Source organism: Alkaliphilus hydrothermalis (assembly GCF_016908555.1).
Taxonomy (GTDB): Bacteria; Bacillota; Clostridia; order Peptostreptococcales; family Natronincolaceae; genus Alkaliphilus; species Alkaliphilus hydrothermalis.
Genome location: NZ_JAFBEE010000014.1, coordinates 1 through 15,899 on the forward strand (window position 1 = coordinate 1; position 15,899 = coordinate 15,899).

Genomic DNA, 15,899 nt, shown 5'->3' on the forward strand with positions numbered 1-15,899 from the left:
GCCCAAGACTCGCTATGAGTGATTTGCTAAATCTTTCTCAGCGGGGTTCCCACCCACTATATGGTGCGCCCTTTGCTTGGCGCACGAACCGTCCCTTTGACTCAAGAACGGTCCCTTTGACTCCTTTCGGCTCCTAAACTAGTTAGCTATTTTAATTATTTGATACTGGTGTCATTATATTGAAGTCTAAATTAATTATATCTTGTACCCATAAAAATAACTGCCACTTACAAATATCTCCTTCTACAATTATTTTCGAACTATCTGGTCTATTGTTAGTTGTTGCAATCTCATATAATGTATCTTTTGACATCGTAACCGTTACCGCTGCATCTTCTGCAAGCTTATTATCTAAATATCTAAATATACCACGTTTCACCTCAGCTGAGGCTACTTCTTTTTTATCTGGAATTACAAAATTTATTTTATAATCAAAATCTCCAGCCTTAAATCCATCTATTCTTATACTAAACAAGTATAATACATTCTCAAGAGGAATTGCATTTAGTACATCTTCAGTTATGACAGAACGCTTTACTTTAATAATACCATGACGTAGTTCTTGTGCTCCTGTCAGGTATACATTTCTCCATGGACCTGATTCTGCAATATATGCTAATTGTTCTAGCGCATCTGCACAAAGTAACTTTGCATTTTTATTTTCAGAGTTAGCAAAGATAAGTTGTTTAGTAACCTCTGCTACCCATTGATATTCTCCATCTTTAAAAGATTTCTTTGCTCTTTCTAATACTACATCCTCTCCACCCATATATTCTATATATTTCTTGGCTGATTCTTCTGTGGGTAACTTATTTAGGTCTACCGGGTTTCCATTATACCAACCCATATATTTCTGATAAACTGCCTTTGAATTGTGATTTACCGTTCCATAAAATGAACTATTATACCATTCATCGCTCAAACTCTCTGGAAGTTTTACCATCCTACCAATATCCTCTAATGTATATCCTTTGTTTATTAACCTGAGGGTCTGGTCATTTATATATTGATATAAATCTCTTTGTTTTTCCATATATTCTATACAATACTTATTACCAAATCTTGGCCAAGTATGCACTTCAAAGATAGATGTTAAACTATCTCCCCACAAGTCTATAGCTTTTTGAATATCTTTAGCCCATGCAACAGGATCTCTTACCTCCGCTCCCCTTAAAGTATATATATTATGGAGCGTTGCGCTACAATTTTCTGCAATGCATAAAGATTTTTCGCTTGGTATATATATATCCATTTCTGAAGGTGCTTCGGTATCCTCAGTCAATAGAAACTGCATAACAACTCCATCTATTTCTTTTTCTACATATTCCTGATTAGCAATTGGAGATATTTCATGTACACTGTTTATAAAGGTTGTTGTTCCTGAAGATACATACTTCCCAATTCCACAATCTATTTGACCTTTTTCATCTCGTGGTAGCACTTCGCCATACATATATATTCCACGTCTTGACATCGCAATTCCAGCGTTTACATTTTCCTCTATAACTGCATCTGTAAATCCTTTTGGAGCATACACTTTAATACCTTTTTCTGCATTACTATTTAAAACACCTATAATTCCTCCGTAGTGATCTACATGACTATGGGTAAATATTACTGCACTTATAGGTATATCTTTAAAATATTCATTAGCTAAATCTATTGCAGCTTCTGCTGTTTCCTGTGATGTTAAACAGTCAATTACAATCCAACCAGTTTCCCCTCTTACAAGGCTTAGATTTGCAAGATCAAACCCTCTAACCTGATATATTTTGTCTGAAACTTTAAATAAACCTGCATTTAGATTCATCTTACCCTGTTCCCAAAGCTTTGGGTTAACAGTATGTGGCATTTTTTCCTTCAGTAAAAAGTCATATCTTTCTAAATCCCAAACAGGTAATGATGATTGATTGCTTCTAATAATAGGTAACTCCTTTTTAACGACTACGTTCTTTTTAGATAGCTCTTCATCTATCTTTAATTTATCCCAGTTTATATTATCGTAAATTTCTTCATTTATTAGACGTGTTTTAAGTGTTGCATCTTTTCTTAAAGTGTTTAAGTCCTTCTTGCTTTTTTTATTGCTCATATTGACACCTCCCTAAATTATATTTATGCTGTCTATATGTTTATTGTGTTAGTAATCGATATATGCAACTTTTAAGTTAGTTAAAAAGTTATTATATTGCTTTTTACTTCAATTTATATTCTATTGTATGTATTGATATCACTAAGTTGCAAAAAAAACCGCCATTGCTTGTGGTAGGTTTCTCCATTTAATATTTATCCCATCAACGATATTGTCATCCATTTATTTTTTGAATTATATCTTGAATTTGAACTAAGGTTTTATATTTTGTATAATAAAATAAGAACAAAACTGTGTTTAAATATGAACGGGGAGGAAAAATAGATATGTCAGTCATTACTTTTATCATTGTTGGCTGGATTCTTAGCTGGTTTCAATTCGAACGGTTGATTATCCAAGCTTTTAAAGAGTTGTTTGGTAAAGAAATAACTAAGGCAACTTATTATTTTGTGTTTTTTTGTATAGGGATTTTTGGTGAAATTGTTTTACTCTTTCAAGGTGCTTATTATCAATACTTCTTGCATAGATGACTTAACAGCTTACTGAGAATATTTTCAAAATATTCCCTTAAGACGACTTTAAGGAACCCTAGATGAGGTTCCTTAAAAAATGAGGTAATATCAACAGTATTCTTAAGCATAGCCTTTAATTTAGATCCCTCTCTATATTGAAAAACTAAAATTCAGAGAAAACCGCAGTCACTTATGATACGGCTCACCGTAATTATATAATCGACAAACATATCTTACTATATGTGTATACTCATTAGGGGAAGCTTGTTAAGCTCCCCCTCTTTTTTTACACATTAAGGAATATTTATTAACCTTATATAGTAGTAAGACAATATAGTAATACCTAAAAATTTTATATAATGATTTTTGTCTTCCTATTCAACCCAAATAATTCCAAATGTATAAAGTATACCTAAAGCTATTAGAATTATGCCAACAATGCTATGAAAAATATATACTTTCTTTTTCCATAATATTTCAGAGCGTTTTACAAAAATCTGATATAATTTATTTTCACTCTTTGTAACACTGAAAACCAAAAATAATACACCTATAATTGTCATTATTACTCCAAAAAATACATCCACAAAAATCCCCCTCCCGCACTCTAATTTACTTTAGAAACTAAATAACGTTACCGTTAAATGTTTCACACCTACAATATATTAGGTTTCTGATAGTTTTTTAATCTTTTCAACATGTGTCTTTACTACAGAAGAATCGTTCCCCATCATTCTCATCATTATCTTTGCAAAAAACTTCATTGGTCTATTTGTTGTAGAATATACTAAATGAGTTTTATTTTCATCAACTTTTTTTAGCACATATTTCACAGTTATATCAAACCAATTACCTAGCTCAAATCCAATCTCAAACATTTTGTTATTATCGTCTTCTAGATAATCCTTTACTTCAACTACATACTCCATAACTTTCCTACCTTCTTTGTATTCTTGAAGGTATCTAGAGCCTATACGTTTTTCAGTTTCTTCTATTACCTTACTTGATATAATTTTAGGATCCAACTTCTTTAAATTTTCTTCACTTCCATCAATTACTTTCCATACTGTCTCAATGGGCGCATTTATTTCTATTTCCTCTGTCCACGTTTTCATAAAGTTCCCTCCTAGACACTGCCATTTTATTTTGATTTTACCCTTTAAATACATATAAAAACATATTTCAATAAGACTAATTCATTATAATTCTACTTTGCTTTATATCTTCTTTCTTATTGAAAAAAGTAACATCCGCATATATAGCATAAATTTATCATAGTGCTTTACACCCTCCGGAATCAAAGATCTTAAAAACAGGTGTTGAAAAGTTGCTTGTTGTAATTCAACGCTTGATTCAGATGTGTTCTTGTTCGTAATTCAAATAGAAAAGAGATGATTTACTTAAAAACCATCCCTTACTAAAATATATTGCATTCTTATATAACTAAAATACTATAAAAAGTGTACTTATTAAATATTTCGAAATGAACATCATTCTTGTCCAGCTTTGATAAAAGCATTGTACCTTCAAAAGCAGCTATTAATGCCTTAGCTTTTTCATGTGAATTTGCCACCTTTTCTTCCTCTAATACTTCTATTATCCATCTTTCTAAAATATTGTACCATTCTAAAAGCTTTAATCTAAATCTTTCATTCTCGTCTGATAATTCTAATATTAGGTTTCCTACAGGACAACCACGTTTCAAGCTAAGTTCAATTAAACGATTAAAGAATATATTAAAGAATTGATTTATTCCTTCTATTGATTTTTCTACTTGATTTAGACAGTTGGTTGTATCAGCTATATAAAAATCTATGATAGATAAGCCTAGTTCTTCCTTACTTTTAAAGTAATGATAAAAAGATCCTTTAGGCACATTCACTTCATCAAGTATAGCCTTAATCCCAACATTATTATAACCTTTTTCATGTATAAGTCTTGCAGCAGTAAACAATAAAGTTTCTCTTTTATTCATCACGTCACCTTCACTTCCTATCGTGATAATTATAGAGAAATAATGCTTTATTGTCAAATCTTTAGTAGTTAAATATATCTACGTGACCAAATCCTAAGCTGTTATCAGTAACTTTAACTTCTTTAAGATCTATTCTAAACAAACTCATCATTGAAGGATCACCTGGTAAGTCTTTTAAAAATGGATATTTGGTGATAAGTAGTCCCATAGCCTTTTGTATTTCTTCAGGTGAATCTAACTCTGTTGTAACACCTGTCCCTCTTATGTATTGAATCTGAGCAAGTTCTTCGATAGAATTAGCCGTCTTATCTACAACTACATATACCTTGTTATTCTTAGCAAGCTCTTTAACTTTGTTCGTTTCTTTAAATGTAGTAAAGTAAATTTTCGACTCATCCTCTTCATCATTTGCAAAATCTACTGATCTTACATTTGGAAATCCATTTTCATCTAATGTAGCTAATCTTAATAATTCATGTGATTCTAGAATTTTTTTGATTTTATTTCTCATGATAATCCTCCATTCATAATAATTAATAGACCAGTCGTCTAGTTAATAATATAATTTTTATCTTAACTTGTCAATATTAAATTTCAGAGAATTTATTAAAGTTTTAGTAGAAACATGATAATACTACCCAGTAATATCTACAAAAACCCAATATAGCTTTATAGTCAAGTTTTTTTGCTTCTTCCATAGATTAAGTAATTAACAATTAACTTATATCTTCTTCGAACATCCTTCGACTAAGTAAAATTGATTCTTTAAGGAAACCTTTTTAAGTCACTTCTTTTAAATGTCCATTCAGGAGTAGGGATTATCTCTTCCTCAAAGTTTAAAGAGTACCATGGACTCAAGTCCCTGTCAATGGGATTTACTAATATTTGTGTCTCTTGGGCTGGCATGTAACTTTGGGCCAATAAAAATAATTTTTCCCCTGTAGTTTCATTAAATGCCATATCTACTACAACTACTGCGTGACCAGGACTACCTCCTTGAATGAATATATCTCCAATCTCTATTTCATTTAAATCAACTGAGATTAATTCATTTTCTAATGAAATTGTACCCCCATAGGCAAAAATAATATCCATATAACGCCTAAAGTCTTGATATGTATTAGAAGGTTCTGATTTTTTAACCCAAAAACTTCGATTCCCTTCCAAAGCAATGCGGTACCCTTCCATCCATTTACTATAATCTACCCTAAATCCATTTGTAAAATTAAAGTGTATCTTATCATAGGAACCGATTCCGTACAAATACTCTCCTCTAAGACGCATTATTGCATCTGCACACTGCTGTAGATCTCGATCACTTATTTCCATATCAACTACTGCCATGTAGACATTTGATTTATTTTTCTCAGCACCATTATAATAAAGCACAGGCGAGCCATGGGGCTTTAATGGGAGAGTTCTTAAATATTCAGCAAAGGAGCCCTCTTCCACAGTAACCCTTTGAAAACCTATGGGTGGCAATATCCTTGTCCTAATGGTCCCTCCATCCTCCATGATAAGAGACTGCTTCGGCAATTGTGTTTCTAGCATTTTATCTGCCTTCATTTCCTGATCATCAGTATTCGGCATTTCTCCATGAAAACCCCATACGCCAATAAAAAACAGAGAGCTAAGCCCCATCACAATAATCCCTACTAATAAAAGGAATGCATGCGCATTGTGTCCCCACAATAATTTTGCACGAGCCACAAATAGCTTGTAGACAAAATTTTCACTTTTTTTCAGTGCACTAATAAACGTAAAAAAACCTATTATCGCCATTAGTGTTCCCCATAAATAGTTCATTAATTTTCCTCCTTTTACTCTAGATTTACTATTTCGCTCATAAAGATAAAAAACCGACGTTTCTTATAATACTGCTCACAGTATTGCTGTAACTGCGGTTTTTTATGTATTTGCTCCTTCTATTCCTATACTGTATAGTGTAGTTTTAATAATAACAGATTTCCCAATAGATTGAATAACTACTTACTCTAAATCAAAGTTATTATTAAGCTTCTTTAACAACTTGAGTAATACTTCTCTCTCTTCTATGGAAAAATTTTTATATGCTGTTAAATAAACCTCTTTAGAAATATCATTAAATTTATCTTCCACTTCTCTACCTTTTTCAGTTGTTTTTACGTAGGTCACTCTTCTATCTTCTTTAGATTTTTCTGTCTTTACATATCCTAATTTTGATAATTTGTTAACCAATGCTGTAATAGTAGACTTATCTTTCCCTATTAATTGCCCTATTTCTTTCATACTTAATTTCCCATTATTATCATATAATGCTGTGAGTATATTTCCATATGAAGGCGCTAAATCACCCATTTCTTTTTCTTTCAATCTTCTTTCAATGAAGTCAGTCATTTTTTTCTTCGTTTTACTTATAAAATATACAATATATTTATCCTTCATAATCAGACTCCTATTCCCCTGTATAATTTTAATTGCTTTATTCAATTATAATATTAGTAAAACTATTAATCAATTTACAAAATATAGTTTTACATTAAACTATATTCCTGATATAATTAGTTTGATATAAAACTATATTTCTTGAAAGGAGTTTTACAGTGAATAAAAATAAATTTAAATCAATGTTAGTGTCAGCAATTGACGAAAAAGTATTTCAAAGGGAGATTATAACGAGACAAGTCAAAGATCTTCCAAAAGGAGATATACTAATAAATGTAAAATATTCTTCGCTAAACTATAAAGACGCTCTTTCAGCTACAGGAAATAAAGGAGTAACTAGAAATTATCCCCATACTCCCGGAATTGATGCTGCTGGTGTTGTTGTAGAAAGTATCAATGATACTTTTAAAATTGGAGATGAAGTTATTGTAACTGGATATGATTTAGGAATGAATACATCAGGAGGCTATGGAGAGTATATTAGAGTTCCTGCTGATTGGGTTGTTAAACTTCCTGAAAATCTTTCTCTTAGAGAGAGTATGATATTTGGTACAGCTGGATTTACTGCTGCTTTATCAGTTTATAAATTAGTAAACTCAGATGTTAAACCTAAAGACGGAGATATATTAGTAACAGGCGCAACAGGCGGAGTAGGTAGTATAGCTATCTCCATCTTAAATAGAATTGGCTATAATGTCATCGCTGCTACAGGAAAAGCTGACGAAAAAGAAATGCTATTAAGACTCGGTGCAAAAGATATAGTTGATAGAAAAGAGATAGATGACAAATCTGAAAGAGCTCTTTCAAAGGGTCGATGGGCCGGTGTAGTAGATACAGTAGGTGGAAATATATTAGCTACAGCCATTAAATCCACTAATTATGGTGGTATTGTAACATGCTGTGGAAATGTCGCATCTCATGAATTTTTAACGTCAGTTTATCCATTTATTTTGCGGGGAGTAACATTATTTGGAATTGATTCTGTTCAATGTCCTATGGCTATTAGACTAAAAATTTGGAATGCTTTATCCTCAGATTGGAAGCCTGATAATTTGAATGATAATGTAGATGAAATATCTTTAGAAGGATTAAGTACAAAAATAGATATGATATTAGCAGGTAAGCACAAAGGTAGAACTATAGTTAATCTTGAATTATAAGTAATCGTAAACTCTACAGTACATAGTACCACTAAAAATCCTTTGATAAAATCATCTCAATTAAACTCGTGAGGTGATTTTTTTATGGCAAGCGGGGACGGTCCTTGCTTGCCTCCTAATTGAACCCTACCATAACCCAAATAAGCTCACCTCAGCATATAGTCTAATTTTTCTCACTCCACATAAATTAAAAGATTTTTCAAAGGTAACTAATTATTATCTCGTTTGCTAACTTCAATCGCTATGAAATTGGGTAAATAGTTAGGAGTACATCCTTTTGATACCATTTCATCCTTGTAAAGACCCGTTTTCTCACCAAGTTTAATACAACGTACACGATTCTTTTCATCATAAACGCCTATCCAGCCTGCGGTGAAATTCATAGCCCATTGAACTTCCGGTTCTTCCTTGGTAATATTAGTTTCTAATGTAGATAGTAAGTCTGCGGTGTTATCAGGCGGTGTTTGTCCAGTCCATCTCAATCGAGCTTGATAATACCAGAAAGCTCGCCTTTGAAGAGCTGAAGGACCATTTTTCCATGACTCCATCAATGCAATTGTCTTCTTATCTTTGATGAGCTGATTAGCCATTAACCAATCCATTAAGTTATTTCGCTCATCAAAAGAATGAGTCTGCATATCCTTATCAATCCTATTTAGCGCATCTTGTGAAAGAAGTTTTTTATCCATAATTAAGATTGCTAACAGTCTGGGCAAAAACTCTTCGGTTGACCAAAGTTCCATAGCTAGTTCGTGATCTTTTGTAATGTCCTTTGCGATTTTTCGTAAGTCGCCTAGCTTAGTTTTACTATTGATCTGAGTTAGGATGTTTTCTACTTTTGAAGATCGTTTTACTTCTATGCTTTTAGCTTCATTCATTTTATACAACTCCTTTATTAAAGCACTGTTTTATAATGAACTTATTTATTTTGCACTCTTCATTATCAAAGCTTATGAGTCACTGGAACCGTCCCCATCGACTCACTTACTTGATAAACATTTAGATCCTCCTCTCGCTAATCATCCTTATCAATTTACTAAATCTATTAATCAATTAATTTAATCAAATTTATTAGCTTAATTAGTTCCTTAATCATCCCCCGTCAAACTTCTCTTTTTATAACTATAGCAAGACAAGAAAGAAACCACAGGACAAATATAGCAAAGGACAGCATAGGGCCCGTAATTTACTGCCGACACACCTGAGATCATTCCAATAATAAGGGCATTTACGTTCCAAGGCATCAAAGGTGCTATGATTGTCCCTGTATCTGAGATTGTTCTAGCCAAAATCGTCGGACTAAGCTTCATTTCCTCATATTTTTCCTTAAAAACTCTTCCGGGTAAGAGAATTCCCACTGTTTGATCACAAGTGACCACAGTAAGAAGGCTGCTGATAACTCCTGTTTTCATCACTAGCTCTTTTTGACTCTTGATGTTGGCAATACTTTTTCTGATAAATGGTTTAATCAGCCCCGATTCCTCTAAGATACTACTTAAGCAAATGGCCCCCGCCACAATCAACACCACTTCTAGCATAGAAATCACACCGCCGCTGATCAAAATACGATTCAATTGACTAGAGGCTGTAGTTCCTTTATAGCCAAAAAACACAGCATCCAAAACTGCAATAACCGACATCTTCTGTAGGCTAATGCTGGCTATAATCCCCCCCAAAAGACCTATGGAGATGGTGGAAATGGTCTTCATTCCCCTAATGGGCAATGCCACAATGGCTATGGGGAGTATTAATAACCAAGGCGAAACAAAGAACCCCTTCAAGATAGCTGTTTGATATTCTCCAAGGCTTCCAGAATTCCCTGAAGCAATATATCCTTTTCCTAGATAGTAATATATAGCGGTAGTGATTAAATAAACAGGAACTAGGGTCGCCGTCATACGCTTAAAGACATCTCTATATTTTGTTTTTGTAACTGACAAAGTAAGGTTCAATAATCCAGAAATAGGAGAAATTTTATCGGCTATAAAAGCCCCTGAAATAACTGCCCCCAACAAAACATGTTCTGGTACTCCAAAACCCTTGCCAATGCCCAACAAAGCTAAACCAATGGTACTGATGGTTCCTACTGCTGTCCCCATAAAGATAGCCATAAGGGACGTAATTATAAAAGCCGCCAGAAGAAAGTTCATACCCTCCATATATTCCAGTCCATAGTAGATCATGGTGGGAACAACCCCTGAGGATAGCCATATTGAAACTGTTGCACCGATCAATAATATCAATAAGTAAAGATTCCTACACTCCATTACTCCTTGAAGGATCATATTCTTTAAGCTTGAGGGTTTTAATCCTCTTCTCACCAATAGTAATGAAGTGATTAAGATACTTGCTAGAAAGCCCCAAAATAGAGTTACGCTAAAAAAAATACAGCTTCCTATCAATATTGCTGTTATCAATAATACAAACGTGGTGTCTTTTTTTCTTATTTGAATGTTATCCATACATCACCCTACTTGTCTTTGTTAATTATTTTGTTACACTAAATATTATACAATATTTTTTCATTTAGAGAAATTACAAAATTTACTTTGAAATAAAAAGAACTCCCTTCCTAAGCGTTAGAAGAGAGTCCTTTTAAAAGGAGGTCTATAGTATGTTTGATATTAGTAAGTTAATAGATTAAACTTCAACCAATGTACCATTTTTTAAATGAAAGGCAATATCGGAGGCATCTGCCACTTCCTGTGAGTGACTAACAACGATAACACATTTATGATATTTGTGGGCTAGTTCTTGTAATATGGTTGTTATTTCTCTTGCTGTATCTTGATCTAGGTTTCCTGTAGGTTCATCCGCCAATATAATATCTGCATTACTGGCTAAGGCTCTAGCGATAGCAACTCGCTGTTGTTGTCCTCCCGAAAGTTTCAAAACATTTCTTTTAGCCTCATCTTCTGTTAATCCTAAATCATTAAGAAGCTTTAGTGCTTTTTTCTTCCTTTCTCCTTTGTAGGAATTTGAAACTTCCATCCCTAGCACTACATTCTCTATAGCTGTCAAGTAATTAATCAAGTTATAATTTTGAAAGATTAAAACTACATTTTCTCTACGGTGTTTTGAATATCCAATTTTCTTAATGTCTTTTCCCAGGAAATGAATTTTTCCCTTTCGAGGTACATCTAAAGCTGAAGCCAGTGCCAAGGTAGTTGTTTTACCAGAGCCAGAAGGCCCAATAATAGTGTAAAATATGCCTTTTGCAAAGGATACATTTACATCATTTAAAATTTCTACTCTTTTTCCTCCATCTACATAACCAAAAGTAACATCTTTAAATTCTAATAATGCTTCCAATTATATCATCTCCCTTACGTAGCTTTTGTTAGGATCGTTTTAGGATTATATCTCATGACTGTAACTGCCGGCAGAATCGTTCCAAAGATGATAACTAATAACCCCACCAAAGACATTTTCATGATTTCTGTTAAAGTAACATCAATATCAAAAGAATTAATTGGTTCAATATCCCCTTGATTACCTAGCTGATATCGCTGTTGTAGAAGTCTACCGTATTGACCTCCTCCAATTCTGCTATTTCCACCTATTTGACCACCATCAAGTCCCTGTTCCTGCACCACCTGAATCTCTCTTTCCAGCAAAGAATCTCCAATGTCCTGTGCTATGACACTCCCACTAAAGATAGATACTGAAAAGGCGATAACTGCAATGATTAATACCTCTGCCACATATTGACCAAGCACCTTCAACTTACCTTCCCCCATTGACAGTAATACTCCTGTTTCGTACATCCTTTCCTTAATAGAAAGCGTCAATAATAAAGCTAAAATCACAGCTCCTGCAACAGCAATAATATACACTACCGTAATTGAGAAGGAAGATACGTTTTCTATAGGCCCCATCATTTGTTGGTAGGCCTGGTCATTTGCATCCAGTATGTATTTATCCCAATCAATAGCCATACCTTCTGCATCAGTTTTTACTTGATCAATATTTTTAGGATCATCTACGAAAAATACTGCTGAGTCTATACCAGTCACTTGTGTATCAGCGGTTGAGGACTCAAATTTTAATGCCATTGCAGTTGGATAATCCACATATATCCTGTTATAGGGTTCTGTAAAGGTCATTTGTCGCATCCCCATACCACCCGTGGCTACTTCTTCATTAGATTCATAGATTCCAACAATTTGTAGGTCTATGGCTTCATCAGCTTCCATTGCACCTATGCTGATGGTATCACCAATCTTCAGATCATTTTCTGCTGCAAGATTTTTTTCAATGATAGCAACTTTTCCTTCACTGTCATTAAAATCTATATGCCTTCCTTCTAATAGGGTCGCTGCTTCACTATTAAATTCATCCAAAAGATCAGAAACTGCAGTTCCTACAATCGTAACGTCTGGCATAATAAAACCCTGACTAACTCCTCTCAAGCCTTGATCTGTATTTCCTGAGGTAGATTCTTCAGAATCTTCTTCCTCCACTGTTACGACAGGTTCAAATCCTTCTGCCATCCCCATGGTATTGACAATATAGTTATATCCTATAATGTTTTCGTGCTGGATTAGGGGCTGTGCCATATCCTCTGGGATTGGCTCAGTTTGAAATCTTCCCATCCCCATTTTCATACCTTCACTCCTGGCTGTTTCCATCACCTTTTGATTATCAAATCTAAGGGTAAGCTTACCTCCAAGTTTTTGTCTTGCCAGTTCACTGGCATAATCTGTCGCATTTTGTATTGCAAAACCAGCAATGACTAGATTTGCTATCGTAGCAAATATCACTAACATGATAAGAGATTTTCCTTTTCGTCTAGTCACAGCCAACATTGCTCTTTTTATGAAATTCACCTTGTTCATCCTCCTTCAATGTATTATTGCTTTAATTAAATATAGCAAAGAAATATGTCCATTAAAGGTATTCATTGTGACAGTTTCGTGTCATTTTTCATGATAGAAGAAATCATTAATATAAGCTATAATAGTTATCACTAGGGAAACTATAATCTTCTTAGAATTAATGTGATTGATGCAATACTAAAGAAACTATTTTCAGTCTAGACAGGATGTGGGATAATGGTGGATTTTACAAAAGAATTGAAAGTCTCAAAGATACTTTTGAAGGAGGACATCCTTCGTCTAAGAAAATACATAGAAAATAAGTATCCCCATGATACCCAGCAAAGAAGGGCTCAGATCTTAGCGAATGCCATTGAAGGAGTAGTAGAGAAACCTAAAAACCTTCTCCCCTCAAAGTAGACGGAATATACAAGACAATCTCTTTAGAGGTCTTCTGTTAACGAATCATGAAGGTCTTTTTTTATTTGATATCTTTGAAGTTTCTCTGTCTATGGACTTAAAAGAAGATGATTTATTAAATGATCTCTGTACTTGGGTTAATGAAAACATCACCGCTTCAATTAACTCGAATGAAATCATGGCATATAAAAATATTTATGCTAACAATATCATTTCTGAAATAAGGATTCCAGCAAAAACTATTCCAGAAAATTTGTTTCAGAAGTTAACCAAGTTTTAGAACCAATTTTCATAACAGATGATGGGACTCAACTGTAGAGTCACTGGAACCGTCCCCATCGACTGTCCATCGACTCACATTTACCTATGTCGGTATATCTATTCTAATAGCTTACTTACAGGATTTGTTAAAGAGCACGGCACATTACACATACATTTACCACATGCATCTCCAATACCTATAGAGTACTGTGGTATATTGTCATCATAAATTTGATTATTACATCTTTTTTTATCAACAAAAGGATATCCAGTGTCAATCGAAATTGCATTGGCTACACAATAATCAATACACTTTCCACATGTCCCATTATGCTTATATAGGCAATTTTCCTGTTCCTTTTTTATAATAGGCATTAATGCCATATTGGTAATAATACTTCCCATTCTCCCGCAGCACCCTTTTTCAGTTATCAGCATATTATTTATGCCAAATGTACCAATCCCAGCTATATATCCAACATGACGATGTGACCAATCACTGATTAATCCTTTCTCATCATAATTATAAGTAGGAGGCAAGACAGTAGATGTATATCCTTTTTCTGTTAGTATTTCATGTAAATATTTGTTTATATCTACAATAAGATTATTTGTCTCAATATTGGCAATGTCCCATTCCCTTGAACTCTCAATATCTCCAATATTGCTTTTTACAATTCTTTCTTGAAACGGCAGAAAAAATACAATAACGGATTTAGCATCATTAATGAAATCAGAAGGTAGCGCATGAGAAGGACTTATTATGTCTTTAAGCTCCAAAAACATAGGATTACCAGCATCAGCGATTCCAACAATTGGTTCACGCCAATCGGTCTCCGTTCCTTTCATTTCCTTGTAATTTTTTACATAGTCTTTGATTAAGGATATCACTTCTTTCATTATTATCATTCCCCTTAACATAATATTCTATGGTCTTTAAAAGCGCTTACTGCTTTCAGTAAAATACATGATTTGAATGTGATTTGTGAATAGTCTTTTTATCCTTCTTATTGAAGCATTTTTTCTGCCAAATCAATAAACAGAGGATGTGCATATGGATAAGTCCAGTTACTAGGTAGTTCTTCGAAAAACTCAATCTTTTCCATTTCAAAATTAGGTAATTTCCCAATATCTTTTATGTCTGCATAAAATATTTTACCAAAAACTTCTTCAACACTTTCTATGGTACCATCACTGCCTTTTGCACCATAATATCCAATTGATTCAATATTGAATTCGGTTGCTCCTGTTTCTTCCCACAGTTCTCTTTTGGCTGCTTGTTCTGGTGTTTCTCCTTTTTCTATGTGACCACTAGGGCATTCCCATGCATCCCTGCTTTTTTTCTTACACAATACCCATCGCCCATTATATTTAGCCACAATATCAACATAGATTAACTTACTATTATCTATGATATAATCATATAAGTTTATCTCAACCATTTCATACCTCCGTCATAAATTCTGATTTGTCGAGTAGTTTATATATTTCCTATGAGTCATTGGAACCGTCCCCATCGACTCTACAATGGAACTCCACTTCGATGAAAAAATAATAAAATACTTCCTAGACAAAGAACCTCCTTCAGATGAAGGAGATTCTTCTTTCAATAATAAGTACAAAAGTTTGCAGTTATTTATGATACGGTTCACCCTTAATAATCCTAAACCCCCGATATACCTGCTCCAACAACACCACCTTCATCAACTGATGGGGAAAGGTCATGGGAGAAAAAGACAACTTAAAGTCTGCTCTCTTAATCACCTCATCAGACAGCCCAAGAGATCCTCCAATCACGAAATAAATATTGCTATTCCCCGTCAATGCCAATTGATTGATCTTTTCAGCCAGTTCTTCTGAGGATAGCATTTTACCCTTGATCACCAATGCTATCACATAGGCTCCATCCTTTAAATGTTTTAGTAAATTTTCCCCTTCCTTAGTTTTTATTATTTCCATCTCTGTGTCACTCAGGTGCTCTGGTGCCTTTTCGTCTGGTACCTCAATTAAATTTAGTTTACAATACCTAGACAGTCTTTTGGTATATTCATCAATAGCTTGTTTAAAAAATTTCTCCTTAATCTTCCCTACCGTTAATATTGTAATATTCATTAAATTTCCACCCATCTAATATAAATTAGTTATTCAAATGAACAAAGTCTTCCTTCGGAAAATTTAAATGATGACTTATGTTGAAACTCATTTACGAGATAGTTCTCTTCTATATTAAATTAATGTAGA

18 protein-coding genes are annotated in these 15,899 nt (G+C 33.6%); 4 read left to right on the forward strand and 14 right to left on the reverse strand.

What is annotated here, in order from left to right; all coding sequences use genetic code 11:
- Window positions 1–151: 151 nt before the first annotated feature.
- A complete protein-coding gene (locus tag JOC73_RS10235; protein ID WP_204402837.1) occupies window positions 152–2,089 on the reverse strand; it encodes an alkyl/aryl-sulfatase in 1,938 nt (645 codons plus the stop codon).
- A gap of 326 nt (window positions 2,090–2,415) precedes the next feature.
- On the opposite strand from JOC73_RS10235, the gene JOC73_RS10240 reads away from it, so the two are divergent.
- Window positions 2,416–2,619 carry a hypothetical protein gene (locus tag JOC73_RS10240; RefSeq protein WP_204402839.1) on the forward strand — a complete coding sequence of 68 codons (204 nt, stop codon included), beginning with the start codon at window positions 2,416–2,418 and terminating at the stop codon, window positions 2,617–2,619.
- A 356-nt stretch (window positions 2,620–2,975) separates the two neighbouring features.
- Here the strand turns inward: JOC73_RS10240 and JOC73_RS10245 are convergent, their stop codons facing one another.
- The 6 genes from JOC73_RS10245 to JOC73_RS10270 all read right to left on the reverse strand — a co-directional run bounded on the left by JOC73_RS10245 (window position 2,976) and on the right by JOC73_RS10270 (window position 7,000).
- Window positions 2,976–3,188 (reverse strand): hypothetical protein, encoded by a 213-nt coding sequence (locus JOC73_RS10245; protein WP_204402841.1) that lies wholly within the window; start codon window positions 3,186–3,188, stop codon window positions 2,976–2,978.
- A 78-nt stretch (window positions 3,189–3,266) separates the two neighbouring features.
- Window positions 3,267–3,716, reverse strand: coding sequence for an SRPBCC family protein (locus JOC73_RS10250; protein ID WP_204402843.1), 450 nt, complete (start codon window positions 3,714–3,716; stop codon window positions 3,267–3,269).
- A 320-nt stretch (window positions 3,717–4,036) separates the two neighbouring features.
- Window positions 4,037–4,576, reverse strand: coding sequence for a TetR/AcrR family transcriptional regulator (locus JOC73_RS10255; protein WP_204402845.1), 540 nt, complete (start codon window positions 4,574–4,576; stop codon window positions 4,037–4,039).
- 61 nt (window positions 4,577–4,637) lie between these two features.
- A complete protein-coding gene (locus JOC73_RS10260) occupies window positions 4,638–5,114 on the reverse strand; it encodes a pyridoxamine 5'-phosphate oxidase family protein (protein ID WP_330613170.1) in 477 nt (158 codons plus the stop codon).
- A 227-nt stretch (window positions 5,115–5,341) separates the two neighbouring features.
- Window positions 5,342–6,382: a DUF4846 domain-containing protein gene (locus tag JOC73_RS10265; protein WP_243427931.1), complete on the reverse strand. Its 1,041-nt coding sequence runs from the start codon at window positions 6,380–6,382 to the stop codon at window positions 5,342–5,344.
- A 183-nt stretch (window positions 6,383–6,565) separates the two neighbouring features.
- Window positions 6,566–7,000 (reverse strand): MarR family winged helix-turn-helix transcriptional regulator, encoded by a 435-nt coding sequence (locus tag JOC73_RS10270; RefSeq protein ID WP_204402850.1) that lies wholly within the window; start codon window positions 6,998–7,000, stop codon window positions 6,566–6,568.
- 158 nt (window positions 7,001–7,158) lie between these two features.
- On the opposite strand from JOC73_RS10270, the gene JOC73_RS10275 reads away from it, so the two are divergent.
- Window positions 7,159–8,160, forward strand: coding sequence for a YhdH/YhfP family quinone oxidoreductase (locus JOC73_RS10275; RefSeq protein WP_204402852.1), 1,002 nt, complete (start codon window positions 7,159–7,161; stop codon window positions 8,158–8,160).
- A gap of 209 nt (window positions 8,161–8,369) precedes the next feature.
- On the opposite strand, the gene JOC73_RS10280 is transcribed toward JOC73_RS10275, so the two are convergent.
- From JOC73_RS10280 to JOC73_RS15420, 4 genes are all read right to left on the reverse strand, one after another.
- Window positions 8,370–9,038, reverse strand: a complete 669-nt coding sequence (locus JOC73_RS10280; RefSeq protein WP_204402854.1) for a DNA alkylation repair protein — start codon at window positions 9,036–9,038, stop codon at window positions 8,370–8,372.
- A gap of 210 nt (window positions 9,039–9,248) precedes the next feature.
- Window positions 9,249–10,622 (reverse strand): Na+/H+ antiporter NhaC family protein, encoded by a 1,374-nt coding sequence (locus tag JOC73_RS10285; protein WP_204402857.1) that lies wholly within the window; start codon window positions 10,620–10,622, stop codon window positions 9,249–9,251.
- Between the two features lie 178 nt (window positions 10,623–10,800).
- Window positions 10,801–11,472: an ABC transporter ATP-binding protein gene (locus tag JOC73_RS10290; protein WP_204402859.1), complete on the reverse strand. Its 672-nt coding sequence runs from the start codon at window positions 11,470–11,472 to the stop codon at window positions 10,801–10,803.
- Between the two features lie 14 nt (window positions 11,473–11,486).
- On the reverse strand, window positions 11,487–12,989 hold the full coding sequence (locus JOC73_RS15420) for an ABC transporter permease (RefSeq protein ID WP_204402861.1): 1,503 nt from the start codon (window positions 12,987–12,989) through the stop codon (window positions 11,487–11,489).
- A gap of 225 nt (window positions 12,990–13,214) precedes the next feature.
- Between JOC73_RS15420 and JOC73_RS10300 the strand changes: the two genes are divergently transcribed.
- The gene (locus tag JOC73_RS10300) at window positions 13,215–13,397 is read left to right on the forward strand and encodes a hypothetical protein (RefSeq protein WP_204402863.1); all 183 of its coding nucleotides are present in this window, start codon (window positions 13,215–13,217) and stop codon (window positions 13,395–13,397) included.
- Window positions 13,398–13,488: 91 nt separating this feature from the next.
- Complete coding sequence (locus JOC73_RS10305; protein ID WP_204402866.1) at window positions 13,489–13,677, forward strand: hypothetical protein; 189 nt, start codon at window positions 13,489–13,491, stop codon at window positions 13,675–13,677.
- A gap of 98 nt (window positions 13,678–13,775) precedes the next feature.
- Here JOC73_RS10305 and JOC73_RS10310 read toward each other — a convergent pair whose 3' ends face one another.
- The 3 genes from JOC73_RS10310 to rlmH form a co-directional block, all read right to left on the reverse strand.
- A complete protein-coding gene (locus JOC73_RS10310) occupies window positions 13,776–14,558 on the reverse strand; it encodes an epoxyqueuosine reductase (RefSeq protein ID WP_243427932.1) in 783 nt (260 codons plus the stop codon).
- Window positions 14,559–14,665: 107 nt separating this feature from the next.
- Window positions 14,666–15,100: an NUDIX hydrolase gene (locus JOC73_RS10315; RefSeq protein ID WP_204402868.1), complete on the reverse strand. Its 435-nt coding sequence runs from the start codon at window positions 15,098–15,100 to the stop codon at window positions 14,666–14,668.
- A gap of 190 nt (window positions 15,101–15,290) precedes the next feature.
- Window positions 15,291–15,770 (reverse strand): 23S rRNA (pseudouridine(1915)-N(3))-methyltransferase RlmH, encoded by a 480-nt coding sequence (gene rlmH / locus JOC73_RS10320; protein WP_204402870.1) that lies wholly within the window; start codon window positions 15,768–15,770, stop codon window positions 15,291–15,293.
- Window positions 15,771–15,899: the final 129 nt, after the last annotated feature.